Here is a 25,320-nt window from a genome sequence, read left to right as displayed (position 1 = left end):
ATCGGCGTCGTTTATTCGCGCCACGCCCTAGCGGTCCGGCCCTGATAGCCTGATACTCGGCCGATTCCATCCGGGAAGTCGGACAAACCCGTTCCCATGCGTGCACTGACCAACGGCTTCCTGTTCTTCGGCTACGTCTTCCTGGCGATGACGGTCGGCGCCTTCCTGTGGCGGGCGGGGCTGGGCCTCGGGCCAGGGATCGCGGCGACCTTCGGCATGCTGGGCGTGCTGGGCGCGGCCCACGCCCTGATCGCGGGGGCCGCCGAGCGCCGTCGCCTTAAAGCCGAGATCGGCGCCGTGCGCGAGGCGCATCGCTTGCTGGCCGACGCTATGGAGCAGACGCAAGGTGCCCTCGGCGACCTGGCCCAGGCCATCGAGGCGGGCGCCCTGACCCGCACCGAGGAACTGTCCGGCGAAGTCCGCATGCTGGAAGATCTGATCCAGCAGATGAGCGCCTCGATCGACCAGCGTCTGACGGTCACCCCGATGGCGGCCCCCGATAGCCCCGAGGCGCGCCGGCACCAGCAGTCGAACCTGCTGCTGAAGACCGTCCACGATGCGCTGAGCGAGAACCGCGTCGACCTGTATCTCCAGCCCGTCGTGACCCTGCCGCAGCGGCGGACGGTCTTCTACGAGAGCTTCACCCGGCTGCGCGATTCCACCGACCGGGTGATGATGCCCGCCGAATACCTGTCGATCGCCGAGGGCGAGGGGCTGGTGCCGGCTATCGACAATCTGCTGCTGTTCCGCTGCGCCCAGATCGTTCGGCGCCTCGCGCGGCAGGACCGCAAGGTCGGCGTCTTCTGCAACGTCGCCCTCTCCAGCCTGGGCGACGAGACCTTCTTCCCGCAGTTCCTGCAGTTCCTCAGCGAGAACCGCGACCTGAACCAGGCCCTGATCTTCGAGCTGGGCCAGGCGACGTTCGATGCGCGCGGCGCTGTCGAGGCGCGCAACATGGCCAAGCTGGCCGACCTGGGCTTCCGCTTCTCGTTGGACAAGGTCCAGACGCTGGACCTGGACTTCAACGATCTGCAGCGGTCGGACGTGAAGTTCATCAAGGTCGCCGCCGACCTTTTGATCGAACAGCTGCTGGACATGGACGGCGGCGCGCCGATCCCCAGCTTGCGCGACATCCAGGCCGCCGATTTCGCCCAGCTGACCCGTCGCTATGGCATCGAGGTCATCGCCGAGAAGTGCGAGAGCGAGCGCCAGATCGTCGATATCCTGGAGCTCGACGTGACCATCGCCCAGGGCCACCTGTTCGGCGAGCCGCGCGCGATCAAGGAAGCCGTGCTGGCCGAGACCGATCCGCCGGCGGACTTCGTGCGCTCGACGCTGATCAATGCGGAACGGCGGCGGCGCTACGCCTGAGCGCCTCCGTTGACAGAGAAAGCGCGTGGCTAGCAATCCGTCCCGCCGCAGTCTCGAGTTCAACGACAAGGTTCTCGCCTTCGCGGTACCGGTCATAACGTATCAAGCCGTTGGCTCGGCTCTGGCGCTCTTGGGTGTCCTCGGCGTTTTCGCCTGGCTGTGGATCACCGGAGATTTCGATGCTTTCCGGGGCTTACTTCGGACGATGGGGTGGAGCGTGCCCATCCTTGGGGTGCATCTGGGCGGATCAATCTGGCTCAGCCGCTGGATACGGCGGCGATTGCGTCCTTGAAGCCCGCCTCGTCCTCGACCCTTGCCACGACCGGCCACGACGTCACCCGCGAGCGCCACGCGGGCGGCAGGCGCACCCAGTCCTTCTCCGTCGTGACCAGACCCGCCTCGAACAGGGCCGCGCGGTCGGCGAGGAAGGCGAGGTCCTCAACGCGGTAGTCGGCGTGGTCCGGAAAGGGCGCGAAATCCTTCAGGTCGCAGCCGGCGGCCTTGAGCGCGCGCTCTACTTTCCATGGCTTGGCGATGCCAGCGAAGCCGACCTGGGGGCCTGACGGCGGCGGTCCTGCGGGCTCCAGCCGGGCCACGAAGACGGGCAGGGCGCCGAACAGGGCCAGCAGCTCCGGATCGGCACCGGGCGCATCGGCAGGCAGGAGCAGGATCACGGCGTCGGCGCGGGCCAGCCCGGCCTTCAGCGGCTCGCGCATGGGGCCGGAGGGGAAGACCGAGCCGTCTCCGAAGGGCCATTCGTCGCCGCGCGTCTCCCCGTCCACCACGATCAGGCTGAGCGTCTTCTTCAGCGCCGGGTTCTGGTGGCCGTCATCCAGCACCAGCGCCTGAGCCCCAGCCGCGACCGCCGCTCTGGCTCCCGCCACGCGATCCCGCGCGACCCACATCGGGGCTTCGTCCGCCAGCATCAGGGGTTCGTCGCCGACGTCGCTGGCTGAGTGGCTGGCCGGATCGACGCGCACCGGCCCCTCCAGCCGTCCGCCATAGCCGCGCGACAGGCCGTGGGCCTCCACGCCTGAGGCGCGCAGCAGCCGCAGCACCTCGCGGGCGACCGGCGTCTTGCCCGAGCCGCCGACGGTCAGGTTGCCGATGGAGATGACCGGGACGCCGACGTCCTCGCCCGGCGTCCGGGCGACCCGTCGCGCCGTCGCCGCCGCCCACAGCCAGGATGCGGGCTTGAGCAGGGTGCGCGTCACCCGGCCGTGGCGTCCGTGACGCTCGTACCACCAGCGGGGGGTCGTCAACTTCATCCCTTCTCCCCCTGCGGGAGAAGGTGGCCGAGCGCAGAGAGGTCGGATGAGGGCTGAAACTCGGTCTGACCGGGGAGTGACTGCCGGACACACATGATGCGCGTCCGCATACCCCTCATCCGGCCCTCCGGGCCACCTTCTCCCGCAGGGGGAGAAAGAACGTGCCGCGCTGTCATCGGCCCGCCCTCGGCAACAGCGACTGCAGGCTCTCCCACAGCCGGTCCAGACCCGCTCCGGCGTCGGCGGCGGCGCGACGGGCGTGTTCGCCCATGGCCTTGGCACCGGCGGGGTCATTCAGCAGGGGCGCGACGACGGCGGGCAGGTCTCCGGGCGAGGCGACAACGACGAGACCGCCTGCCGCTGTCAGCGCCTCGGTGACCTCGCGCCAGTTGGCCGCGTCGGCGCCGGTCACGGTGGGCTTGCCCAGCCGCGCGGGCTCCAGCGGATTGTGCCCGCCCCACGGTTCGCGGCCCAGGAACGATCCGAACGAGCCGCCCATCACCACCACGTCCGCCAGCCGCAGGAACAGGCCGAGCTCGCCCAAGGTATCGGCGACGTAGATGTCGGTCTCGGCGTTCGGAACGGCGCCGCGGGAGCGCAGGGCGAAGCGGTAGCCGTCGCGGGTCAGGGCGGTCGCGATCTCGCCGCCGCGCTCTGGGTGACGGGGGACCAGGATCAGGCAAAGACGCTCGGTCAGGTGATCCAGCGCCCGGACGATGGCGATCTCCTCGCCCTCGTGGGTCGATGCGGCGACGACCACGGGCCGGTCACCGATGGCCGCCGACAGGGCGGTGAAGGCGCGGGCGTCGTGGGGCAGGGGGCCGCCGGAGAGCTTCAGGTTCACCAGCCCGTCGATGCGCCCGCCCAGCGCCTGGATGCGGTCCGCCGAGATGATGTCCTGCGGAAGGATGCGATCGAAGGCGCCGACGATGGTCCGCGCCGCGCCGGGAAAGCGCGCCCAGCCTTCGGCGGTCTTCTCGGTGATCCGGGCGCTGACGAGCGCCAGCGGCACGCCGCGCGCCTTGGCCGCCAGGATCAGATTGGGCCACAGCTCGCTCTCGACGAAGACGCAGAGCGCGGGCCGCCAGTGGTCGAGAAAGGCCGCGACCGCGCCGGGGGCGTCGACCGGGGCGTACTGGTGGATGACGCCCGGCGGCAGGCGCTGGGCGAGCAGTTCGGCCGAGGTCACCGTGCCGGAGGTGACCAGCACGGTCAGGTCGGGACGGCTCTTTCGGAACCGCTCGACCACGGGCAGCAGCGACAGGGTCTCGCCGACGCTGACGCCATGCAGCCAGACGAGGTCGCCCGGCGGCCGCGCCACGCCCGCGACGCCCAGCCGCTCATCGACCCGACGGGGGTCCTCCTTGCCCTGCTTGGCGCGAGCGTCGAGCAGACGCGGGGCCAGAGGCTCCAGCATCCGCGTCAGCAGGCGGTAGGCGGTCAGGGCCAGGCTCATATGCGCTCCAGCCCCGTCAGGACGTCGGCGCGAGCCTCCACGGCGGTCAGGCGCTCGGTCCAGGCGCCCGTCACCTCGGCGAGGTCGGCGCCCTCCGGATAGGGCTCCAGGTCGTAGACGATAGCGCCTCGCGCGAAGGGCAGGGGCAGGAGAGCGCGGTCCCAGCTGTTCAGCCGGATCGCGGGATTGCAGCTCATGCCGATAAACAGCACCGGCGCGCCGGACATGCGGGCCATCAACGGCATGCCCTCGGCCATGACCCGCGCCGGGCCGCGCGGGCCGTCGGGGGTGATGGCGAGCGCGCCGATCTTCAACTGCTTCAGGCCGTCCCTGAGAGCACGAGATCCTCCCTTGGCGGCGTCGGCCTTGTCCTTGTTGGCCGAGGAGCCGCGCACGGCGGGGAAGCCTTGGCGAGCCACAGCCTTGGCGATGAATTCGCCGTCGGCGCTGAGCGATATCAATGCCTTGGCGGGCTGAGCTCGCGTCAGGTCCCAACAGGCAGGCGACAGGCCGATGCGGGAATGCCAGAAGGCGCAGATGACCCCGCCCTTCGCCGCCCAGACCGCCTCGGCATGCTCGCGGCCCTCGTAGCTCCAGCGGATGGTGGCGAAGCAGAAGCGCATCCAGGCGGCGAGCAGCGACGCCAGCAGGCTCTGGATGACCGGGTTCCTCAGCGGCCTCACGTCAGGCGACCGAGGCGACGGATGGCGTTCCGTCCAGAGACTGGGCCTTGGCCAGGCGGCTGTACAACCCGACCCGCTTGACCAGGGCGTCGTGGCTGCCGCTCTCGACGATGCGGCCGCCTTCGAGCACCAGAATGCGGTCGGCATGCCGCACGGTGGACAGCCTGTGGGCGATCATCAACGTTGATCGACCGGTCATGAGCCGCTCAAGCGCGGCCTGGACCAGGGCCTCGCTCTCGGTGTCGAGCGCCGAGGTGGCTTCGTCCAGCAGCAGGATCGGCGCGTCCTTCAGAAAGGCCCGGGCGATGGCGATGCGCTGGCGCTGGCCGCCCGAGAGCCGCAGTCCCGCCTCGCCCGCGCGGGTGGCGTAGCCTTCGGGAAGCGCGGTGATGAAGTCATGCGCCGCCGCGGCCTTGGCCGCCACCTCGATCTGGGCTTGCGTCGCGCCCGGTCGGCCGTAGGCGATGTTGGCCGCTACGGTGTCGTCGAACAGGAAGGGCTCCTGCGTCACGAGCGCAATGCGGTCGCGCAGGTCTGTCAGGCTGAGCTCGCGCAGGTCGACACCGTTAAGCGTCACCGCGCCGGCGGTCACGTCGTAGAAGCGCGGCAGGAGGCTGAGCAGGGTCGACTTGCCGCCGCCGGACGGGCCGACGAGGGCGACGGTCTCGCCTGGCGCGACGGTGAAAGACACGTCGGACAATGTCGGCCCGGCGGCCGCATAAGCGAAGGATACGTCCTCGAAGGCGATGGTCACCGGCCCGGCGGGCAGGGGCCGGGGCGTCGCCGCCTCCCGGATTTCGGGTGCGATATCGAGGGCGGCGAACAGCCGACGCGCCGCCGTCATCCCCTCGGTCATCACGGTCTGGAGGTTGGTCACCTGACGCAGCGACTGGCCGGCAGACATCAAGAGGCCGACATAGGCGGCGAAGGCGCCGATGGTCAGCTGGTCCTGTCGCGCCTGCCAGCCAGCGTAAGCCATGATGGCCGCGACGATCAGCACGGCGACAAGGTTCGAGGACGGTCCGGCGAAGGCGCGACTGTCGGCCGACTTGATGACGTGCTTCTGGCGGCGCGACACGACCTCGCCGACGCGCGCCTCCTCGGCCGCCTCGCGGTTCTCGATCTTGATCAGGCGGACGCCGTCCAGGTTCTCCATCAGGGCGGTGGACAGGTTCTCAGTCTCGACCATGGCGCCGGTGGTGGCCTTCCTCATCCGCTTGCCGAAGCGGCGGATGATCCAGGCGATGACGGGCGCGCCGAGGAAGACGACCAGCGTCATCTTCCAGTCCAGCCAGAGCATGTAGCCGAGCACCGCGACCAGGGTCAGGGCGTGCTGGGTATAGTTCACCACGCCGTTGGTGAAGGCCTCGCGCACCAGATTGGCGTCGAACAGGACCGAGGAGACGAAGGCGCCGGAATGCTGGCTGCGCAGCCGCGCCAGGTCGGCCCGGATCATGGCGCCGAACAGCCGCACCTGGATGTCGCCGACCACGCCGTGACCGATGCGGTTGACCAGCGCCGCCTGACCCAGCGCCGCGGCCGTGGAGATCAGGCCGACGCCGACGATGATCGCCGGCACGCCCCACAGCGCATCCTCCGGCGGGATGCGGAACAGGCCGCCGAGCACGCTGACCGGCTGTCCCAGGAACATGCCGTCGATGGCCGGCTGCAACAGCTGCAGCACGGTCGCCGTGCTGATCCCCGCAATCGCCGCGCAAATCAGCGACAGGATCAGCGCGCCCCGGCGTCGGGACAGATAGTCCCGCCAGACGCGCGCCAACAGGCCGTGCGAGGGCGCGGGCAGGGCGTCCGGGTTCGGAGCGGTCGAACTCATCCGCCGGAGGTCGGACGCCCGGGCGGTCAAGTCAAGCGAAGTCCGCTCATGGCTTGGCGGTGGCGCAGCGCGTCGGGGCTCGCTATCTGCGCACCCCATGACCAGCCGGTTCGACATGGCGAGCGAGGCGGGCCGCAAGGCCGCCGAGCGCGACTACTTCTGGAACGACCACGCCTTCCTGCGGATGGCGTTCCAGAACGCCCACTGGCTGGGCCCCGACCTGGTGCGCACCAACCAGCCCTCGCCGCGACAACTGGAAGGTTGGGCGAAGCGGGGGATCAGGACCGTGATCAATCTGCGCGGGCAGAGGGACGAGGGCTATTACTGGCTGGAAAAGGCGGCCTGCGAGCGACTGGGCCTGACCCTGATCGACGCCCCGCTGGACAGCCGGGACCCGCCGGGCAAGGACCGGGTACGCCGCGCGCGCGACCTGTTCGCCACGATTGAGTATCCGGCGCTGATCCACTGCAAGTCCGGCGCTGACCGGGCCGGGCTGATGGCGGTCTTCTATCGCCACTTCCACTTGGGAGAGCCGATCTCCGAGGCGATGCGCGAGCTGTCGAAGAAGTATCTGCACAGCCGCGAGGGTCTGACCGGCGTGCTGGACCACTTCCTGGAGACCTACGTCCGCGAGATCGAGCCGACCGGCGTGGGCTTCATGGAGTGGGTCGAGAGCGACGCCTACGATCCCCAGGCCATGCGAAAAGAATTCCGCGCCAACTGGTGGGGCAAGCTGCTGACCGAGAAGCTGCTGAGGCGCGAGTAAGGTTCAACCCCAGGGGCCGGTCGGAGTGCGCGACGGCGGTTCGTCGCGTGTGCGGGTCTCGGCCTTCTTCTCGCTGGACCAGCCCCTGAACCAGCGGCGGTAGCCCTCGGCGTCGCGCAGGGCGAAGATCCAGATCACCAGCGTGGCGAGCAGCCCGACCAGGGCCGCGATCTGCGTGCCGTCGAGCGTCGTTCCGAACAGGGTCATGCCTGACGCTCCGGCTCGCGAACGGGTTCGTTCAGGGGCTGGGGCAGGGGCGCATGGGCGAAGGGGTCGGCGGCCTGTTCATCCGGCGTCGGCGGTTCGCCCCAGGCGGTGTCCTGCTCCTTGCGCTTTTCATAGGGGCGCGAAGGCGGCTGGCGCGTGGCCACGGCGACGATGGCGACGCCCAGCGCCAGAAGGCTCAGCACGATCAGGGTCGGGGTCATGGGATCGCTCCTGTGCTCTGGCGGAACCTAGACCGAAACAGCGCAAACGTCGCCGTGACGGTTCCCGCCGCGACGATTGGCCCCCGCGCGGACTCAGGCCTCTCCGCGCGGGTCGATCAGCCGGTGGGCGTGCAGGATGAAATACCGCATGTGGGCGTTGTCGACGGTCGCCTGGGCCCGCGCCTTCCACGCCGCCTTGGCCTCGGCATAGTTGCCGAAGGCGCCGACGAACTCGACCTTGGAAAGGTCGCGGAACACCGGCTGGTCCAGATGGCGCAACTCGCCCCCGATCACGAGGTGCAGCAGCTGGGGGTCGGCGGTGTTGGGGGCGTCGGTCATGGAGGGCGTCCGGGGGAGGGGCTATTGGCGCAGCGGGATAGGCGCAGTCCGCCGGATGATCAACGGGTGGAGCGCCGGAGCCGAGCAGACCAGGCTGGCCTGTCGGGGGTCAGGCTGGTTGAAGCGCCAGGGACGGCCGTGGTGGTCGGAGACCCTGGCCCCGGCTTCGCCCGCGATCAGGGCGCCGGCGCAGACGTCCCAGTCCCACTTGGGCGTCAGCGCGATGGCGGCGTCGAAGGCGCCGGACGCCACGAGCGCCATGCGATAGGCGAGGGCGTTCCTCTTCTCGTAGCGCATGGGCGGCCAGGGCTCGGGCCAGTGCGGCCCTTCCATCAGGCGGGCGTCGGCGAGCACGGCGGCATCGTCCAGGGTGGTTTCATCTGATGCTGAGATCGGTCTGCCGTTTAGGCGCGCGCCACCGCCGGCTGCAGCCTCGTAGGTCTCGCCGGTCGCGGGCACATGGATGACGGCGGCGATGGGCTGGCCGTCCTCGACCACGGCGATGGGCACGCACCACCACGGTCGGCCCTTCATGAAGGCGACGGTGCCGTCGATGGGATCGACGACGAAGATGCGCCGCCGCGAGAGGCGGTCCGGGCTGTCGCCGGTCTCCTCGGACAGCCAGCCGTAGTCGGGGCGCACAGATAGCAGCCGGTCCTTCAGCATGGCGTCGACGGCGAGGTCGGCGCTGGTCACGGGTGATCCGCCGGGTTTCGACGTGATCTTGAGCCCGCGCGCCCGTTCCGCCTCGGCCAGGGCGCCGGCCGCCAGCGCCGCCTCGCGGATCAGGGTCAGGTCGGCGTCCAGATCGGTCATTTGCCCGCTATGGCGACGCCGTCGATCAGCAGGGACGGGCTGTTGGCCGAGCCTCGGAACTCCAGGTCCGAGCCCGGGACCAGCCTCAGCATGAACTCCGCCAGCTTGCCGGCGACGGTGATCTCGCTGACCGGATAGGCGATCTCGCCGTTCTCGAACCAGAAGCCGTGGACGCCCGCCGACCAGTCGCCGGTGTTGGGGTTCAGCGACGGGCCGAACATGCCCGTGACGACCAGGCCGGTCCCGGCGTCGGCCATCAGGCCCGCCTGATCCCGCTCCCCCGGCGTCAGGTGCAGGTTATGGGTCGAGACGCCCGGAGGTCCGGCGGAGCCCCGCGAGGCGTGGCCGGTGGTTTTCAGGCCCAGCTGGGCGGCGGCGGCGCGGTTCAGCAGCCAGGTCTTCAGCACGCCGTCCTCGACGATTGTGATCTCTTCGACCGGCGAACCCTCGTCATCGAAGGGCGTGGAGCCCAGACCGCGCACGCGGAACGGGTCGTCGATGACGCTGACGCCGCTCGCCAGCACCTGCTGACCCATGCGGCCCATGAGGAACGATGTGCCGCGCGCCACCGACGGCCCGGCGATGGCGCCGATCAGGGGCGACAGGACCTGGGTCGCGATCCGGCGGTCGAAGATCACCGGCGCGGTGGTCGAGGCGATCTTCCTCGGCCCCAGTCGGGCGGCGGCCTTGCGCCCGGCCTCGGCGCCGATGGCCTCGGGCGAGGGCAGGTCGGAGAGGTGGCGGGTGGTGCGGCCCTCTCCGCCGCGCTCCATGGCCCCGCCGCGCTCGGCGATGACGCTGGCATGAAGCGAGAAGCCGGTGGCCTCATACCGGCCGTCGAAGCCCTCCGATGTCACCAGCCGCCAGCGCGAGGAGGAATAGCCGGCGCCCGCGCCCTCGGACCGCGCGACCTCCGGCGTGGCCAGCGCCACGGCCTCGGCTTCGCGCGATACGGCTTCCAGCTCGGCGGCGGACTGCTCGCTCGGGTCGAACAGGTCCAGCTCCCGGAACGGCCCAGTGGCCAGCTGATCACGCGGGGTGATGTTGTTGTAGGGATCTTCCGGCGCCAGCCGCGCCATGGCGACGGCGCGTTCGACCAATCGGGTTCGCGTGGCTTCCGACAGGTCCGAGGCGGACACGGTGGCCTGGCGCCGTCCGACGAAGACCCTCAGGCCCAGATCGCGGCTCTCCTCGCGCTCGACGTCCTCCAGCACGCCGTTGCGAACCCCGACCGACAGGGAGGCGCGTTCGGAGGAGACGGCCTCCGCAGCGTCGGCTCCGGCCTTCAGGGCGTCTCGGACAAGATCGTGCAGAAGGTCGGCGGGCGCAGGCGTGTTGGGCATGGGCCGCATATGGCCGACGCGCGCCTGTGCCGCAATCTGTACGGCCGTCCGGATGGGTGACAGCGACCGCCGGCGGCTCTACGACCGCGCCATGGCATACAGAGACCTGCGCGAGTTCATCACGGTGCTGGAGGCGCAGGGCGAGCTCGTCCGCGTGACCGAGCCCGTCTCGACCGTGCTGGAGATGACCGAGATCCAGACGCGCCTTCTAAGGAACGGCGGCCCCGCGGTGCTGTTCGAAAAGCCCGTCATGCCTGACGGCTCGATCAGCCCGATCCCGGCGCTGGCCAACCTGTTCGGCACGGTCAAGCGCGTCGCGATGGGCGTGACGCTGGAGAAGAAGCAGCGGACCACGGCGGCGGAGCTGCGCGAGGTCGGCGAGCTTCTAGCGTTTCTGAAGAACCCGACGCCTCCGCGCGGCTTTGGCGAGGCGATGGAGCTGCTGCCGCTGGCCCAGACCGTCATGGCCATGCGGCCCAAGGTGGTGAAGTCCGCGCCGGTGCAGGAGGTGGTGCTCAAGGGCGACCAGATCGACCTGACCAGCCTGCCCATCCAGACCTGCTGGCCCGGCGAGCCCGCGCCCCTGATCACCTGGGGCCTGGTGGTCACCAAGGGCCCGTCCGAGGACCGCGAGGACGACTTCAACCTGGGCATCTACCGGATGCAGGTGATGGGCAAGGACCGCGCGATCATGCGCTGGCTGGCGCATCGCGGCGGGGCCCAGCACTATGCTCGCCACAGGAAGAAAAAGACCGGCCCCCTGCCATGCGCCGTCGTGCTCGGGGCCGATCCTGGGACCATCCTGGCGGCCGTGACGCCGGTGCCGGACACCCTGTCGGAGTATCAGTTCGCTGGTCTGATGCGCGGCCAGAAGGCCGAGCTGGTGCCCTGCAAGACCGTGCCGCTGATGGTGCCCGCCCGCGCCGAGATCGTGCTGGAGGGCCACGTCCTGCTCGACGAGCACGCGCCCGAGGGCCCCTACGGCGACCACACCGGCTACTACAACTCGGTCGAGACCTTCCCGGTGTTCCAGGTCAGCGTCATCACCATGCGGCGCGATCCGATCTATCTGACCACCTTCACCGGCCGGCCGCCGGACGAGCCCAGCGTGCTGGGCGAGGCGCTGAACGAGGTCTTCATCCCGCTGCTGCGCGCCCAGTTCCCCGAGATCGTCGACTTCTGGCTGCCGCCCGAAGGGTGCAGCTATCGCATCGCAGTGGTGTCGATGAAGAAGGCGTATCCCGGCCACGCCAAGCGGGTGATGCTGGGCGTCTGGAGCTTCCTGCGCCAGTTCATGTACACCAAATGGGTCATCGTCGTGGACGACGACATCGACGCCCGCGACTGGAAGGACGTCATGTGGGCCATCTCCACCAAGATGGACCCGGCTCGCGACATCACCGTCATCGAGAACACCCCGATCGACTACCTGGACTTCGCCAGTCCTGACAGCGGCCTGGGCTCCAAGATCGGCCTCGACGCGACGGACAAGTGGCCGCCGGAGACGAAGCGCGAGTGGGGCGAGGTCATCCGTATGGACGAGGCTGTGGTCGAGCGGGTGTCGGAGATGTGGGGCCGGCTGGGATTGCCGGGAGACGGAACGCCGATCTGGAAGTAGCTTGACCGCATGAACCACGGTCGGGGGGCCGATTGAGCGACTTCGAGTTCTTCTTCAGCTTCTACGGGTTAATCCTCGGCCTGTCGGTGGCCGAGATCGCCTCGGGCGTGGCGCGCACGGTGCATGAGAGGGGCCAGGTCAAGGTGGGCTGGCTGACGCCCATGCTGGCGGTGTTCGTGTCGCTGGACGTGGCCGGCTTCTGGGTGGTCGCCTGGCAGGACTGGCGCGGGATCGAGGTGGACTTCGGCATACTGGTCATCGGTCTCGTCATGGCCATGACCTATTACGTCGCCGCGGCCGTCGTCTTCCCGCGCGAGTTCGAAGGCTGGGCGTCGCTTGACGAGCATTTCTGGGCCCGGCGGCGCATCATATTCGGCGCGATCCTGTTCACCAACCTGGTGGCGGTGGCGGGAACGGTCTGGGCCTGGCAGGCGGCCGACCGCAGCTATCCCTTCCCGATGAACTGGATCAGCTGGACGTATTTCGTCCTGGTGGCGGCCGCGCTGGTCATGCCGCGCGGGCGGGCCATGTACGCCATCCTCGGCCTGCTGATCCTCTATTTCCTGAACTGGCTGCCGCAACTGAATCCGCTGCAAGCGGCGGTCGAGGCCGCGACATGAGCGACTTCGAGTTCTTCTTCAGCTTTTACGGCCTGCTGCTGGGCCTGTCGGTCGCGGAGCTGACCGGCGGGTTCGCGCGGCTGCTGCATGAGCGGCATCGGGTGCGGTTCGGGTGGCTGACCCCCCTGCTCGCGCTGTTTGTGGCGATCGATCTGGCCACGTTCTGGAATCAGGCGTGGCGGTTCTTTCGCGACGCGCCGTTCAATCCGGCGCTGTTGCTGGTCGGACTCATCATCGCCGCGACCTTCTATGTCGCGGCCAGCGTGACCTTTCCGCGCGTGACGGCGGAGGGCGTGGAGACGCGGATCGACCTCGACGAGCACTTCTGGGCGCACCGGCGGGTCGTGTTCGGCTGCGTCCTGGCGGCCAACGCCATGGTGTGGGTCCTGCTCGGACTGCTGGCCATGGCGGACCCGGCGTGGGCGGCGGTCTGGACGCCCCGGATCGTCTTCGGCGTCGTCCTGTTCGCAGTCTGCAATCTGACGGCGGCGTTCGCGCCCCAGCGATGGCTTGTCATCGGGGCGCTCGTCGTCGTGCTGGCCTACACTCTGTGGAACATGGTGCGGGCGGCGTCCCAGCTGATCGCGTCGGGGGCGTGGTCGCCGCCGGTCTGATCCACCCTTGCCAGATCGAGCGCGTCGGTCGACGAAGGGCCATGCGCCCTATCCTAATCCTCGCGGCCGTCGCCGCCCTCTCCAGTAGCGTGAGCCCCGCCATGTCCCAGTCCGTCCGCAACGCCGCGCCCTGGGATCAGGCCTTCCTGCCGCCCGCCCTGGCTTGGGACGGTGCTAGTCGCAGCCTGCTGGCCGACGACTCCAACCCCTGGATCACCGACTTCGAGCGCGACCCGGAGTTGAACCACAGCCCCGACTACGCCGCCACCCGCGCCTGGTTCGACCGGCTTGACGCGGCGTCGGACCTGATCCGCATTGAGGAGTTCGGCGTCTCGCCCGAGGGCCGGCCGATCTACGCCGTCATCGCCAGCCGGGACGGCGCGACGCTGGATCCCGCCAAGCCCGTGCTGCTGGCCCAGGCGGGCATCCATCCGGGCGAGATCGACGGCAAGGACGCCGGGATGATGCTGCTGCGCGACATCGCCTTCGGCGACAAGGGCGGGCTGATCGACGACGTCAATCTGGTGCTGATCCCCATCCTGTCGGTCGACGGGCATGAACGGGCCAGTGCCTACTCCCGTCCCAACCAGCGCGGGCCGCGCATCCAGGGCTGGCGCAACACCGCCACCAACCAGAACCTGAATCGCGACTTCCTCAAGCTGGACCAGCCCGAGATGCGGGCGCTCCGGGCCTTCATGAACCGGCTGGACCCGGCGCTCTATCTGGACATCCACGTGACCGACGGCATGGACTATCAGTACGACATCACCTTCGGCTTCAACGGCGAGGACGGGGTCTATTCGCGGTCGCCCGCGATCTCGGCGTGGCTCGACGGCCGGTTCAAGCCGGCGATCAACGCGGCGCTGGAAGGGCAGGGGCACATCCCGGGACCGCTGGTGTTCGGGGTCGATGGGGATGATCCGAAGGCCGGGCTGTCGGACGGCGGACTGGGCGAACGGTTCTCCAACGGCTGGGGCGCGGCCGCCCATGTGCCGACGGTCCTGATCGAGAACCACAGCCTGAAGCCCTATGAGCAGCGGGTGCTGGGGACCTATATCCTGATCGAGGCGTCGCTGCGCCTGCTGGCCGAGGAGGGCGCCGCCGTCCGTTCCGCCATTAGCGCCGACCGGGCGCTGAGGCCCGCCGAGATTCCCGCCAACTTCGTGCCCGATCCGACGCCTCTGGAAACCCGCGCCTTCCGGGGCGTGCTCTATGAGACTTATGAAAGCCCGGCTTCGGGCCGCACCGAGATCCGCTGGCTGGGGCGGCCCGATCCGGAGCTGTGGCAGGTGCCCTACTTCGGGTCGCGGCCGTCGCTGACGCTGCGCCGGCCAACCGCCTACTGGGTGCCGGCCCACCGGGCGGACCTGATCGAGCGGCTGCGCATCCACGGACTGCAGATGGAGACCCTGACCGAGCCCCGGACCGTGTCCGTCGAGATGCTTCGCCTCGTCGATCCCGGGATCGCGCAGCGCGCCAACGAGGGTCACGTCCAGATGAGCGTGCAGACGGTCGAGGCTGAACAGCGCACCTGGACCTGGGCGCCCGGATCGGTGCGCGTGCCGACGGACCAGCCGCTGGGCGATATCGCCGTGCTGCTGCTGGAGCCGCAGTCCAACGAGAGCTTCTTCGCCTGGGGTCTGGTCCCGGAAATCCTCAGCCGCGTCGAGTACATCGAGGGCTATGCCATCGCGCCTCTGGCCGAGGCCATGCTGGCCGCCGATCCGGCTCTGAAGGCCGAGTTCGAGGCCAAGCTGGCGGCGGATCCGGCGTTCGCGGCGAACGGTGACGCGCGGCTGCAGTGGTTCTATGAGCGCACGCCGTTCTATGATGACCGCTACCGACTCTATCCGGTCGGCCGGGAGGGCTGAGCATGATAATCGACGGTGACCTGAGCGGCGCCGAGGCCGCCGCGCTGTGGAGCGGCGTGCTGCTTCTTTTGCTGGTGATCCTGTCAATGCGTGTAGCTCTGACCCGACGGTCGCGACGCGTTTCCCTTGGGGACGGCGGCGATCCCGATCTGGCGCTCAAGAGCCGGGTGTTCGGCAATGCGGCCGAGTACATCCCCGTCGGCATCGCCGCGATGGCGATCCTCGCGACCTTGGGTATGCCGGCGGTGGGCATCCACATGGTGGGGGCACCTCTATTGATCGGGCGGGTGCTTCACGCCGCGGGACTGCGGGGTGACAAGGCCACGACGGCGCGGCTGTTCGGCATCCTGTTGACGTGGCTGTCGCTATTCCTGGCGGCGATGATGCTGGTGGTCCACGCCTTCGTCGCGCCGCGCTGACGAAGAGCTGCAATCCACAGCTCATCTTTTCCCGCGATAGCGGGCCAACGTCGACTCAGGCTAGCTACCTCTCGGCTAGGAGGTTCTTCGTGAGTGGGCCTATTCTAGAATACACAACCGAGTGGTCTAAAGTCTATGACTTTCAGACTCTAATCGCGTCAAGTTTTGTCTTGATGGCGGCTGCAATTGCGCTCTTCACTCCTCGTATCCAAGCACTGATTAGTGTCAACGAGCGACGTCTTCGTTACAGGGCGACACTGAGACATCTACTGGTGCTTCTAGAACGATACCGCGGAGAACTGTTTCGTGTCGAGGATGCCATAGAGCGCGCTTCCCGACCTGAGAGTCAGCGCGAATTGTTCTCAAATGTCACAGTTATAAACCAAAAATATATAGTGATCCCTTTTAATGTTCGCGTCTTGGATTACACCCGCGACTTTATTGATCTTGTGCCTTCTGGCCTACTGGACAAAATGTTCATGTATGAAACGGTAACTGAGGACATGAACTCCCTTGGTAGTCGCAATGGGTCTGGCTATGTCTACCGCCCCGTCGAAGGCTTGGGCGGCGGGATAGGGGGGCCGCAGTTCGACGTCTTGATGGACCGAATCGAAACAGCTAAGGCTGCTACCCAGGAGCTAGAAAGCGCGATCTATAGTCAACCGGGGGTCAAGGGAGATGACGCGTAGGACTAAACTGGGCATAGCTGTGAACGAGGACGTTATTCCGTCCAGCCAGTGGGGTACCTTTCGGGATAACCTGAACGAACTGGCCAATAAGATGCCAAGTCCGCTTAGGGCCACTTTTGCCGAAGACCTCGGAGCCTTTGAGGCAGAGATTGGTCGCAGAAAGGGCTGGGCGTTGTGCACCGATGTGGTAGCCATTAATGAGGTCCAAACTAGTCCTCTCGTGAAAGAGTACGTCCTTGCATTCAAGCCGGCAGAAGTCGCTCGAATGCCAGAGTACAGGGGTAGATTCCAACCGCCAGCGAACAGTCCGGAATACGCCGTTTTGGTCAACCTGGACTTTGGAGCCGATACGTCGACGGCTCAAGTTCTGGGTCGCAGGCGAAATGGTGAATCGTTTACTCAGACGGTCGACGGACTTCGAGCTCGTTTGCGTTCAGCTCAAGCTATCCGTCGTCAATCCTGATCCCAAACGAAGTCCCTGTCGATCCAGTCGCCCAGCCGTCCGTCCGGACGCGCCAGACCGTGGATGCGCTTCATCTCCTCGGCCGACAGCTCGAAATCCCAGATGCCGAAGTTCTCGGCGGCCCGCTCGGGCTTCACCGTGCGCGGAATGGCGATGACGTCCTGCTGGATCAGCCAACGCAAGGTCACCTGACCCGGCGTCTTGCCGTGGGCCGCCGCGATCTCGCCGATCACCGGATCGTCGGCGATCTGGCCCTGGGCCAGCGGCGACCAGGCGGTGATCGACGATCCCAGGTCGGCCGCCGTCGCCCGCAGTGTCTTCAGAGACAGATAGGGGTGGTACTCGACCTGGTTGGTGATGATCCGGGCCTTCGACGCCGCCTGGGCCTGGCGGAACTGGGCCGACGGATAGTTGGAGACTCCGATCAAGCGGGTCAGGCCACGGTCCTTGGCCTCATTGAGGGCGGCGATCGTGTCCGGGATCGACGGGGTCACCTTGGGCCAGTGGAGCAGCAGCAGGTCGGGCGTGAACCCCAGGCTGTTCGCCGACTCTTCCGCTTGGGCCAGCAGGGCGTCGCGTTCGAAATGGGCGACCCAGATCTTGGTCGTCAGCCAGATCTGGTCGCGCGGCACGCCGGAATCGCGGATGCCGTCGCCGACCGCCGCCTCGTTCTTGTAGATCCAGGCCGTGTCGATGTGGCGATAGCCGATCCTCAGCGCCTCGGCGACCATGCGCCGCGCGTCCGCCGGCTCCAGCTGCCAGGTGCCGAAACCGAGCAGGGGGATGGTCAGGCCGTCGACGGTGATCGTGGCTTGGTCGGTCATGGCAGGCTCCGGCGTCGTGCGGGGAAGAAGCCGGATATAGGCCGGGCCGGGAGCCCCGCCAGTCAGTCGGCCGTGAGCCAGTCAGCGATTTCGTCCCAGACCGGTTCCATGCCGCGTCGGAACATGCCCTCGTGGCCGACGCGGGCGACGCCATAGTCGGCGGGCCGACGCACGACCAGCTCGGACGGCGCGTTGGGATAGACCTTCAGCATGTCCGGCCCGGTGCGCGTGTTGGCGATGGGATCGTCGGTGAAGATCCACGACCGGATCGGCGCGGTCACCTCGGCGAAGTGGTTGGGCTGGAGCTCGGTCAGCAGCCGCTCGCCGAAGTAGCGGGGATCGTGGCACCACTTGCGCCACGGCAGGAAGACGCCGCGCGGCAGGTCGGCGCCCCGCCACAGGCTCCCGCCCTTGATGTAGCCGTGGCGCGTCAGGCTGAAGGGGCCATAGCCCCACCAGAAGAAAAGCTCGACCGGGTTGTAGCTGAGCGGGTGCTTGCGCCAGTAGCCCGAGCCTACCGCGACGAAGGCATGGCGGCGTATCCTGGCGTGGTTTGGCATGAAGCCGGCGAAGTGGCCTCCCACACTGTGGCCGACATGGGTGACCGGCAGGCCGGGCGTCTCGCCGATCAGCGCCTCGAGCGCTGCGGGCATGTCCAGCCGACCCCAGTCCTCATAGGTCATCCGCATCGCCGCCAGATCATCCGGCCGCGAGCCACCGATGCCGCGCATGTCGTGGGTCAGGACCGCCGCGCCGCGTCCGGCCAGATGCCGCGCGAACCGCTCGTAGAACCCCTTGGGAAAGCCGGTGCCGGACGTCACCAGAACGGCATGGGTCGGCTGAGGCCCCGAGATCAGCCGCATCGACAGGGGATAGCCGTCGGAGGCGGGGGCCGTCAGGTCGCGGAGGATGAGATCGGGGCGCGCCATGGAAGGTCCGTCCTGTTTGGAAACGAACCTGACACGGTGACGCTGGGGAAGGTCAAGGGGGTGGGATCAGTCCCCGATGGGCAGGCGGAAGCGCAGGCCCTGACGCTCGGACGAAGCGCCCGCCGGGCGGCACTCTGTGACGAACGCGACGGCGCCGCCCTCACGCCGGGGCCGGCTCTCGCAGACCTGGTCCTGAACCGTGTTGGCGGACGCGACGCGGCGCTCGGGCTCGCGGCATTCGACCGGGAAGGAGCCGTCGGCGCTGGGCGTGGCCTGGCAGGGCGTCGGCGCATCCGCAGGCCGCAAACCGGCCGGAAGCCGGTCGCCGAGCGCCAGGGAAAGATCGGCCCGGACGCGCGATTGGCAGGCGTCCATCGGCTCGTCGCCGCGCACCAGGGGGCTGCACTGCGATCGCTCCCAGCCGAAGGGATCGGCGAGCGCCCAGGCCGGGAGGTCTGGAGCCTCAGTGACCTCGACCGCCTCGACGACGTCCGCCGGCGGGGCCTCCCAGACCACCGCGCCGGGCGTTTGCTGAAGCGCGAGAAGCAGGGCGAAGACGGTCGACATGACTCGATCCTCCGGCGTGCGGTCACCCTCGCATGAAACGCCGGTTTCCGCGACCGGCAATCCGCCTCAGCGGGTCAGGGCGCGCATCGCCTTGTCGAGCCCGTCCAGGGTCAGGGGATACATGCGCTCGTCCATGATCTCCCGCAGCAGGCCGACCGAGGCGGTATAGCTCCAGTACCGCTCCGCCACCGGGTTAAGCCAGACCGACTTGTCCCACTGCAGCCGCGCGCGGCGCATCCAGACCGCGCCGGCCTCCTCGTTCCAGTGCTCGACCGAGCCGCCGGGCATGGTGACCTCATAGGGGCTCATGGTGGCGTCCCCGACGAAGATGGCGCGCCAGTCGCCGTTGTACTTGTGCAGCAGGTCCCAGGTCGGGATGCGCTCGGTGTGGCGCCGGCGATTGTCCTTCCAGACGCCCTCGTAAAGGCAGTTGTGGAAGTAGAAGAACTCCAGGTTCTTGGACTCGGTCCGGGCCGCGCTGAACAGCTCCTCGCAGAGCTTGATGTGGCCGTCCATCGAGCCGCCGACGTCGAGGAACAGCAGCACCTTGATCGTATTGCGCCGCTCCGGCCGCATCTGGATGTCCAGCCAGCCCTGACGCGCCGTGCCGTCGATTGTGCCGTCGATATCCAGTTCCTCGGCCGCGCCCTCGCGCGCGAAACGGCGCAGGCGGCGGAGCGCCACCTTGATGTTGCGGGTGCCCAGCTCGACCGTATCGTCCAGGTTCCGGTACTCGCGCTTCTCCCAGACCTTGACCGCCCGACCCTGCTTGCCGGGCCCGCCGATCCGCACGCCCTCGGGATTGTAGCCGCCGTGTCCAAAGGGGCTGGTGCCGCCGGTGCCGATCCACTTGGACCCGCCTTCGTGACGCTTCTGCTGCTCCTCCATCCGCTGCTTCAGCGTTTCCATGAGCTTGTCGAAGCCGCCCAGCGCCTCGATCTCGGCCTTCTCCTCGTCGGTCAGGAACTTCTCGTTGAGCAGCCGGAGCCATTCCTCGGGCACGTCCAGCGTCGGCTCCTCGCCCGCGCCGACGGTCTCGATGCCCTTGAACACCTGGCCGAAGACCTGGTCGAAGCGGTCGTAGTGCTTCTCGTCCTTGACCAGCACCGCGCGCGACAGGTGGTAGAAGTCCTCGACCCGGCCGCCTGCCACGTCCCGATCCATGGCCTCCATCAGGTGGAGCCATTCCTTCATCGAGACGGGAACGCGCGCGTCCTTCAGGGCGGTGAAGAAGGGGAGGAGCATTAGTCGAACGCCTCGGGCTCGGGCGGCTGGGGGAGGTACGCCAGCATTTCGGGAGCGTCCAAGGTTGCAAACTCCCAGAGTTGCTGGTGGTCGACCCTCTGGTACTCGTGCGCAATCAGGTGGCGAAGCTTGGCCGCATAGCTCCACGCGAGTTCAGGATATGCGGATTTGACTGCAGGACTGACCTTGTTCGCGGCCTCTCCGAGCACCACAAAGAACATGGCCAGCGCATGAGGCTTGGCCTTGTCAGCCAGAAACGCCTCACGTTCTTCGCCTTCGATCAAATCGGCGATGCTGGCCAGCGCCATCCGCATTTCTTCGACGAGGGCGACGTCGCGTTCAGACCACAAGCGCGTCGCGCTCCGCCGTGTGTCGGACGTAGGGGTTCCGCAGCGCGAGGTTGGTCATCATCTCGACGCGCGCGCCGAGACGTTCTGACAAATCGTCTTCGATGCCAAAGAAGCGAAACCCCAGAGGCTTTACGATATCGACCAGCAGGTCCACGTCGCTGTCCGGCCCCGCCTCGTCCCTCGCGTAGCTTCCGAACAGGCGCACGTTGACGATGCCCTGCTCCTCCAGCCAGGGCTTCAGTTCGCGCAGCTTGGCCAGCAGTTCGTCGCGGGTCATGCCGCCAACATAGTCTATCCGCGGCGCAGGATGAACTCGTCGTCGCGCCAGGCCCCGACCGGGTACTGATATTCGCCCGCCTTTACGAAGCCGTGGGCGGCGTAGAGCCGCTGGGCCTTCAGGTTGCCGCTCCAGACGCCGATCCACAGCGGGCCGTCGGTGTTGGCCTCCATCCAGTCGAGAGACAGGGCGAGCAGCCTCGTCCCGAGGCCGAGCCCTTGCGCCGCCGTGGCGACATAGAGGCGGCGCAGTTCCGCATGGCTGGGACGGGCTTCGGGGTGGGGCAGGGTGTTCGGTCCGGCGTTGGCGAAGGCCAGCAGGTCGCCGTCCCGCTCGGCGACCCACCAGGCCGCGCCGGGCTCGACCAGTTTCGCGGCCGTGGCCTCGGGGCTGAAGCTGGCGTCGAGGAACACCGCCAAATCGGCCTCGGGATAGGGGATGCCGAAGCCGGTCACGAAGGTATCGAGGAAGGTCTGGCGACCGAGCGCGCCGAGCGCCTCGGCGTCGGCGGGGGAGGGGGCTCGGATGACGACGTCGCTCATGGGGCGCGATTAGGGGTTGATCCGGCTGGCGACAAGCGGGGCGAGTCCGCCTAGTGTCCGCCGCCATGTCCGTCGCCCTGTTCACCCATCCTGATATGGCCGAGCACGCCCCCGGCGTCGGCCACCCGGAAAGGCCGGAGCGCTTGGCCGCCGTGCTGGCCGCGCTCGACGACGCAGGTCTATCGCGGGACCGTCGCGCCGCCACGGAGGCCGAGGTCGCTGATCTGGAACGCGTGCACCCCGCCGACTACGTCGCCCGCATCCTTGGCGCTTCGCCGAAGACCGGGTTGGCGCAGCTGGACGCCGACACCATCCTGTCCCCCGGCAGCGTCCGCGCGGCCCGGTTGGCGGCGGGGGCCGTCGTTGATGCCGTCAAAGCCGCGTCCGTCGGAGAGACCACGCGCGCCTTCGCCGCCGTGCGGCCGCCCGGCCATCATGCCGAGCCGGACCGGGCGATGGGATTCTGCCTTTTTTCCTCCGTCGCCGTGGCCGCCCGCGTCGCTCAGTCGCTCGGCATGCCAAAGGTCGCCGTGGTCGATTTCGACGTCCATCACGGCAACGGCACCCAAGCGGCGTTCGAGGCCGACGCCCGCCTGTTCTTCGCCTCCATCCACCAGATGCCGCTCTATCCCGGCACGGGCGCGCCGCACGAGACCGGGGTCGGCAATATCGTCAACGCACCTGTGGAACCCCATGCCGCGCGCGAATCATGGCGCGCCACTTTCGCTGGAGGCCTGATGCCCGCGCTCGATGCCTTCGAGCCCGATCTGATCCTGATCTCGGCCGGTTTCGACGCCCATCGCCGCGATCCCTTGGCCCACCAGAGCCTTGAGGCCGAGGATTTCGCCTGGGCGACGCGGGCGGTGCTGGAGGTCGCGCGGCGGCGATGCGGCGGCAAGGTTGTGTCCTCGCTGGAGGGCGGTTACGACCTCGAAGGGCTCGGCCGGTCGGCCGCCGCCCATGTGCGGGCTTTGGGGGAGGATTGAGGAACGCCAGGCGTCACCGCCGAACCCCTCGCATCATGAGCCCCGACACCCTCCAGATGGATCGCATCGAGCTGGCCGTTCCCGAGCCGGTCGCCCCGCGCGCGCCGGTAACGCCCGGTCGGGTCGGCACGATCACGCTCGCCCGGCATGGCGAACCCGCCCTGTCGCGCAAATGTTATCTGACGTCGGACCAGTACCGCGACTGGTGGGCCAAGTATGAGCAGGGCGGGCTGTTGGCGGGGCAGACCCCGCCGCCGGAGCTGCTGGCCACCGCCCAAGGGGCCGGCGTCATCTTCGCCTCGACCCGTCAGCGCGCTCAGGAGACCGCCGTCGCCGTCTCGAACGGCCGGGCGGTGGTGTCGGATGTTTTATTCATCGAGGCCCCCCTGCCGCCGCCACGCTTCCCCAGCTGGTTCAAGCTGCCGCCCAAGTACTGGGGCGGCGTCGCGCGCTTCTGGTGGCACGCCTTCGACCACCACGACGGACAGGAAACACGCCGCGAGGCCGAGGCCCGCGCCGAACGCGCCGCCCAGCTGCTGATCGCCCGGGCCGAGGCCGGAGAGGACGTGCTGGTCCTCGCCCACGGCTACTTCAACCACATGGTCGGACGTCGCCTGAAAGCCGACGGCTGGAAGCTGGTCCACAACCAGGGCTTCAAATACTGGAGCCAGCGCCGTTACGAGCGGGCGGTCTAACGCCTTGCCCCGTCGAGCCGCACAGTGCACTCTCCCGAGTGGAGACTTTATGTTCGAGACTGTCACAGCCCACTGAGTAGGGTCCGCGATTGCGGCCTGCTCGACACCGCAACGCCACGCGATGCCGCGCTGGTGAGCGGATTTGGCTGTCACAATCACTCAGAGACATTCGATGAAAGACTTCGCTCAAGGCGAAACACTGTACGTGCGCGCAACGCGCTCGGACGATCTTCCGGCCCTTCGGCAGATCATCGACTCCACCGGCCTGTTTCCGGGCGAGATGATCGACGACATGGCGACGCCCTTCCTGACAGAAAGCGGTTCCGCTGATCGCTGGCTGACGCTGGACGACGGCGAACCCATTGGCGTGGCCTACTTCGCGCCGGAACGCATGACGGCGGGAACCTGGAACCTGCTTCTCATCGCGATCCGCTCGGACCGTCAGGGGCAGGGTCTTGGTGCCCGGCTCATCGACGCCGTCGAGCAAGCGCTGGCCAGTGATGGTCAACGCGTCCTGCTTGTCGAGACCTCGGGCCTGCCAGAGTTCGAGCGCACGCGGGCCTTCTACGACGGCCGCCACTACAGGCGGGAAGCTGTGATCCACGACTTCTACCAGGCCGGCGAAGACAAGGTGGTCTTCTGGAAGCGGCTCGACAGCTGAAGCTGAGGGTGTCGGGACGTCGGCTGCGGTCGGCGTCCCTTCACTCGCGCTTCCCCGTTGAAGCGAAAGCGAGGCCCCTCTAGGGTCGGCTCCGATGTCAGACGCTTCCGCCGTTCCCGCCGACCTTTCCTTCGAAGACGCCCTGTCGCGGCTCGAGACCATCGTCTCGCGGCTGGAGTCCGGCCAGGCGCCGCTGGAGGAGTCGATCACGCTTTATGAAGAGGGCGCGCGGCTGAAGGCGCACTGCGAGGCGCGGCTCAAGACCGCCCAGCTTCGGGTCGACAAGATCGTGGTCGGGGCGGACGGTGCCGCCAAGGGTCTCGAACCGGCCGAGTTCAACTGATGGCGGCCCTGTCTGAGCGCATCGCCTTCGACGACTTCATGAAGGTGGACGTGCGCGTGGGTGAGGTCGTGCGCGCCGAGCCGTTTCCGGAAGCGAGGAAGCCCGCCTACAAGCTGACCATCGACTTCGGGCCGGACGTTGGGGTCAAGCGGTCCTCGGCCCAGATCACCCGCCACTACACGACCGACCAGCTGACCGGCCGCAAGGTCGCCGCCGTGGTCAACTTTCCGCCGCGCCAGATCGGCCCCTTCATGTCCGAGGTGCTGACGCTCGGCTTTCCGGACAAGGACGGCGAAGTGGTTCTGGTCGGCGTGGATCGAGACGTGCCGATCGGGGGGAGACTGTTCTGATGCGACTGGCCGCCAACGCCCCTGTGCAGAGCGTCGCCGAGCGGGTGGCCGAGGTCGCCGACATGGTGACCGTCGCGCTCGACGAACTGCTGCCCCGCGCCGACGGCCCGGAATCGCGTCTGACCGAGGCCATGCGCTATGCGGCGCTGGGGCCCGGCAAGCGGCTGCGGCCCTATTTCGCCATGGAGGCGTCGCGGCTGTTCGACATCGAGGAACGGCCGGTGCTGCGCGCCGCCTGCGCCCTGGAGTGCGTCCACGCCTACAGCCTTGTCCATGACGACCTGCCCTGCATGGACGACGACGACATGCGCCGGGGCCGGCCGACACTGCACAAGGCCTATGACGAGGCCACCGCCGTGCTCGCCGGCGACGCGCTCCAGACCGCCGCCTTCGACATCATCCTGCACCGCGACACCCATGAGGACGCGGAGGTCCGCTGCGCCCTCGCGGCCCGGCTGTCGCTGGCGTCCGGCGCGCGGGGCATGGCGGGCGGTCAGATGATCGACCTGCTGGGCGTCCGCGACGACCTGGGCGGCGTCGCCCGGATGCAGAGGCTGAAGACCGGCGCCTTGTTCACCTACGCTTTCGAGATCCCGCTGATCGTCGCCAAGGCCGAGGAGCGGCATCAGCAAGCCCTGATGAACTTCGCTCACGACATCGGCCTGGCCTATCAGATCGTCGACGACCTGCTGGATTTCGACGGAGACGAGGCCGAACTGGGCAAGGCGGCCCAGAAGGACGCCGCCCAGGGCAAGACCAACTTCGTGACGCTTCTGGGCGTCGATCAGGCGCGGCATCGCGTCGCCCACCTGGCCGATCAGGCCCGCGCCCATCTGGACGTGTTCGGCGTCGACGCCGAAAACCTCAAGGCGAGCGTGGACTTCGTGCTAAACCGTCGGTCCTGACAGGGAGGACGTCGGTCGATCAAAGCCGACGCCATCGACAAGAAACCA

30 protein-coding genes are annotated in these 25,320 nt (G+C 68.1%); 14 read left to right on the top strand and 16 right to left on the bottom strand.

Annotated features, from left to right (window positions below; translation table 11 throughout):
* The first annotated feature begins 96 nt into the window (after window positions 1–96).
* Window positions 97–1,371 (top strand): flagella assembly cyclic-di-GMP phosphodiesterase TipF, encoded by a 1,275-nt coding sequence (gene tipF, locus Q333_RS0114470; RefSeq protein WP_029417961.1) that lies wholly within the window; start codon window positions 97–99, stop codon window positions 1,369–1,371.
* 257 nt (window positions 1,372–1,628) lie between these two features.
* Here the strand turns inward: tipF and lpxK are convergent, their stop codons facing one another.
* From lpxK to Q333_RS0114445, 4 genes are all read right to left on the bottom strand, one after another.
* The gene (gene lpxK / locus Q333_RS0114465; RefSeq protein ID WP_029417960.1) at window positions 1,629–2,639 is read right to left on the bottom strand and encodes a tetraacyldisaccharide 4'-kinase; all 1,011 of its coding nucleotides are present in this window, start codon (window positions 2,637–2,639) and stop codon (window positions 1,629–1,631) included.
* A gap of 172 nt (window positions 2,640–2,811) precedes the next feature.
* Complete coding sequence (locus Q333_RS0114455; protein WP_029417959.1) at window positions 2,812–4,095, bottom strand: 3-deoxy-D-manno-octulosonic acid transferase; 1,284 nt, start codon at window positions 4,093–4,095, stop codon at window positions 2,812–2,814.
* The gene (locus Q333_RS0114450; protein WP_029417958.1) at window positions 4,092–4,778 is read right to left on the bottom strand and encodes a lysophospholipid acyltransferase family protein; all 687 of its coding nucleotides are present in this window, start codon (window positions 4,776–4,778) and stop codon (window positions 4,092–4,094) included. Before Q333_RS0114450 ends, Q333_RS0114455 begins: the two co-directional genes overlap by 4 nt.
* 1 nt (window position 4,779) lies before the next feature.
* A complete protein-coding gene (locus Q333_RS0114445; RefSeq protein WP_029417957.1) occupies window positions 4,780–6,612 on the bottom strand; it encodes an ABC transporter ATP-binding protein in 1,833 nt (610 codons plus the stop codon).
* 97 nt (window positions 6,613–6,709) lie between these two features.
* Here Q333_RS0114445 and Q333_RS0114440 point away from each other — a divergent pair, with 97 nt between their 5' ends.
* Window positions 6,710–7,378 carry a fused DSP-PTPase phosphatase/NAD kinase-like protein gene (locus Q333_RS0114440; RefSeq protein ID WP_029417956.1) on the top strand — a complete coding sequence of 223 codons (669 nt, stop codon included), beginning with the start codon at window positions 6,710–6,712 and terminating at the stop codon, window positions 7,376–7,378.
* 3 nt (window positions 7,379–7,381) lie between these two features.
* On the opposite strand, the gene Q333_RS0114435 is transcribed toward Q333_RS0114440, so the two are convergent.
* The 5 genes from Q333_RS0114435 to Q333_RS0114415 all read right to left on the bottom strand — a co-directional run bounded on the left by Q333_RS0114435 (window position 7,382) and on the right by Q333_RS0114415 (window position 10,304).
* Complete coding sequence (locus Q333_RS0114435) at window positions 7,382–7,585, bottom strand: hypothetical protein (protein WP_029417955.1); 204 nt, start codon at window positions 7,583–7,585, stop codon at window positions 7,382–7,384.
* A complete protein-coding gene (locus tag Q333_RS0114430; RefSeq protein ID WP_029417954.1) occupies window positions 7,582–7,806 on the bottom strand; it encodes a hypothetical protein in 225 nt (74 codons plus the stop codon). Before Q333_RS0114430 ends, Q333_RS0114435 begins: the two co-directional genes overlap by 4 nt.
* Window positions 7,807–7,899: 93 nt before the next feature.
* Window positions 7,900–8,145, bottom strand: coding sequence for a DUF4170 domain-containing protein (locus Q333_RS0114425; RefSeq protein ID WP_029417953.1), 246 nt, complete (start codon window positions 8,143–8,145; stop codon window positions 7,900–7,902).
* Between the two features lie 21 nt (window positions 8,146–8,166).
* The gene (locus Q333_RS0114420) at window positions 8,167–8,961 is read right to left on the bottom strand and encodes a 3'(2'),5'-bisphosphate nucleotidase CysQ (protein ID WP_029417952.1); all 795 of its coding nucleotides are present in this window, start codon (window positions 8,959–8,961) and stop codon (window positions 8,167–8,169) included.
* On the bottom strand, window positions 8,958–10,304 hold the full coding sequence (locus Q333_RS0114415; protein WP_029417951.1) for a TldD/PmbA family protein: 1,347 nt from the start codon (window positions 10,302–10,304) through the stop codon (window positions 8,958–8,960). Before Q333_RS0114415 ends, Q333_RS0114420 begins: the two co-directional genes overlap by 4 nt.
* Before the next feature lie 91 nt (window positions 10,305–10,395).
* Here Q333_RS0114415 and Q333_RS0114410 point away from each other — a divergent pair, with 91 nt between their 5' ends.
* The 6 genes from Q333_RS0114410 to Q333_RS17685 all read left to right on the top strand — a co-directional run bounded on the left by Q333_RS0114410 (window position 10,396) and on the right by Q333_RS17685 (window position 16,135).
* Window positions 10,396–11,922 carry a UbiD family decarboxylase gene (locus Q333_RS0114410; RefSeq protein ID WP_029417950.1) on the top strand — a complete coding sequence of 509 codons (1,527 nt, stop codon included), beginning with the start codon at window positions 10,396–10,398 and terminating at the stop codon, window positions 11,920–11,922.
* 32 nt (window positions 11,923–11,954) lie between these two features.
* Window positions 11,955–12,542: a hypothetical protein gene (locus Q333_RS17110; protein ID WP_051651353.1), complete on the top strand. Its 588-nt coding sequence runs from the start codon at window positions 11,955–11,957 to the stop codon at window positions 12,540–12,542.
* Entirely contained in the window at window positions 12,539–13,156 is a 618-nt protein-coding gene (locus Q333_RS0114400; protein WP_029417948.1) for a hypothetical protein, read from the top strand. Before Q333_RS17110 ends, Q333_RS0114400 begins: the two co-directional genes overlap by 4 nt.
* A 41-nt stretch (window positions 13,157–13,197) precedes the next feature.
* A complete protein-coding gene (locus Q333_RS0114395; RefSeq protein WP_029417947.1) occupies window positions 13,198–15,027 on the top strand; it encodes a M14 family metallopeptidase in 1,830 nt (609 codons plus the stop codon).
* 2 nt (window positions 15,028–15,029) lie between these two features.
* Entirely contained in the window at window positions 15,030–15,446 is a 417-nt protein-coding gene (locus Q333_RS0114390; RefSeq protein ID WP_051651352.1) for an MAPEG family protein, read from the top strand.
* A gap of 89 nt (window positions 15,447–15,535) precedes the next feature.
* Window positions 15,536–16,135 (top strand): hypothetical protein, encoded by a 600-nt coding sequence (locus Q333_RS17685; RefSeq protein WP_157072475.1) that lies wholly within the window; start codon window positions 15,536–15,538, stop codon window positions 16,133–16,135.
* 453 nt (window positions 16,136–16,588) lie between these two features.
* Here Q333_RS17685 and Q333_RS0114380 read toward each other — a convergent pair whose 3' ends face one another.
* The 7 genes from Q333_RS0114380 to Q333_RS0114350 form a co-directional block, all read right to left on the bottom strand.
* Window positions 16,589–17,422: an aldo/keto reductase gene (locus Q333_RS0114380; protein ID WP_029417944.1), complete on the bottom strand. Its 834-nt coding sequence runs from the start codon at window positions 17,420–17,422 to the stop codon at window positions 16,589–16,591.
* Window positions 17,423–17,484: 62 nt separating this feature from the next.
* Window positions 17,485–18,351 (bottom strand): alpha/beta hydrolase family protein, encoded by an 867-nt coding sequence (locus Q333_RS0114375; RefSeq protein WP_029417943.1) that lies wholly within the window; start codon window positions 18,349–18,351, stop codon window positions 17,485–17,487.
* 66 nt (window positions 18,352–18,417) lie between these two features.
* A complete protein-coding gene (locus Q333_RS0114370; RefSeq protein ID WP_029417942.1) occupies window positions 18,418–18,918 on the bottom strand; it encodes a hypothetical protein in 501 nt (166 codons plus the stop codon).
* A gap of 66 nt (window positions 18,919–18,984) precedes the next feature.
* On the bottom strand, window positions 18,985–20,163 hold the full coding sequence (locus Q333_RS0114365) for a vWA domain-containing protein (protein WP_029417941.1): 1,179 nt from the start codon (window positions 20,161–20,163) through the stop codon (window positions 18,985–18,987).
* A complete protein-coding gene (locus Q333_RS0114360) occupies window positions 20,163–20,471 on the bottom strand; it encodes a HepT-like ribonuclease domain-containing protein (RefSeq protein ID WP_162175592.1) in 309 nt (102 codons plus the stop codon). Before Q333_RS0114360 ends, Q333_RS0114365 begins: the two co-directional genes overlap by 1 nt.
* A 31-nt stretch (window positions 20,472–20,502) precedes the next feature.
* The gene (locus Q333_RS0114355) at window positions 20,503–20,790 is read right to left on the bottom strand and encodes a nucleotidyltransferase family protein (RefSeq protein WP_029417939.1); all 288 of its coding nucleotides are present in this window, start codon (window positions 20,788–20,790) and stop codon (window positions 20,503–20,505) included.
* A gap of 14 nt (window positions 20,791–20,804) precedes the next feature.
* Window positions 20,805–21,332 (bottom strand): GNAT family N-acetyltransferase, encoded by a 528-nt coding sequence (locus tag Q333_RS0114350; protein WP_029417938.1) that lies wholly within the window; start codon window positions 21,330–21,332, stop codon window positions 20,805–20,807.
* Window positions 21,333–21,397: 65 nt separating this feature from the next.
* Between Q333_RS0114350 and Q333_RS0114345 the strand changes: the two genes are divergently transcribed.
* The 6 genes from Q333_RS0114345 (at window position 21,398) to Q333_RS0114320 (ending at window position 25,272) form a co-directional block, all read left to right on the top strand.
* Window positions 21,398–22,318, top strand: a complete 921-nt coding sequence (locus Q333_RS0114345; protein WP_029417937.1) for a histone deacetylase family protein — start codon at window positions 21,398–21,400, stop codon at window positions 22,316–22,318.
* 56 nt (window positions 22,319–22,374) lie between these two features.
* A complete protein-coding gene (locus Q333_RS0114340; RefSeq protein ID WP_029417936.1) occupies window positions 22,375–23,013 on the top strand; it encodes a histidine phosphatase family protein in 639 nt (212 codons plus the stop codon).
* A 172-nt stretch (window positions 23,014–23,185) separates the two neighbouring features.
* Window positions 23,186–23,674 carry a GNAT family N-acetyltransferase gene (locus Q333_RS0114335; protein ID WP_029417935.1) on the top strand — a complete coding sequence of 163 codons (489 nt, stop codon included), beginning with the start codon at window positions 23,186–23,188 and terminating at the stop codon, window positions 23,672–23,674.
* A gap of 94 nt (window positions 23,675–23,768) precedes the next feature.
* A complete protein-coding gene (locus Q333_RS0114330; protein WP_029417934.1) occupies window positions 23,769–24,017 on the top strand; it encodes an exodeoxyribonuclease VII small subunit in 249 nt (82 codons plus the stop codon).
* Window positions 24,017–24,367, top strand: a complete 351-nt coding sequence (locus Q333_RS0114325) for a tRNA-binding protein (protein WP_029417933.1) — start codon at window positions 24,017–24,019, stop codon at window positions 24,365–24,367. The genes Q333_RS0114330 and Q333_RS0114325 overlap by 1 nt, the downstream gene beginning before the upstream one ends.
* On the top strand, window positions 24,367–25,272 hold the full coding sequence (locus Q333_RS0114320) for a polyprenyl synthetase family protein (protein ID WP_029417932.1): 906 nt from the start codon (window positions 24,367–24,369) through the stop codon (window positions 25,270–25,272). The genes Q333_RS0114325 and Q333_RS0114320 overlap by 1 nt, the downstream gene beginning before the upstream one ends.
* Window positions 25,273–25,320: the final 48 nt, after the last annotated feature.

It is taken from the genome of Brevundimonas bacteroides DSM 4726, from assembly GCF_000701445.1.
Taxonomy (GTDB): Bacteria; Pseudomonadota; Alphaproteobacteria; order Caulobacterales; family Caulobacteraceae; genus Brevundimonas; species Brevundimonas bacteroides.
The sequence above is the reverse complement of the archived record's forward strand: the minus strand, read 5'-3'. Positions and strand labels throughout refer to the sequence as shown.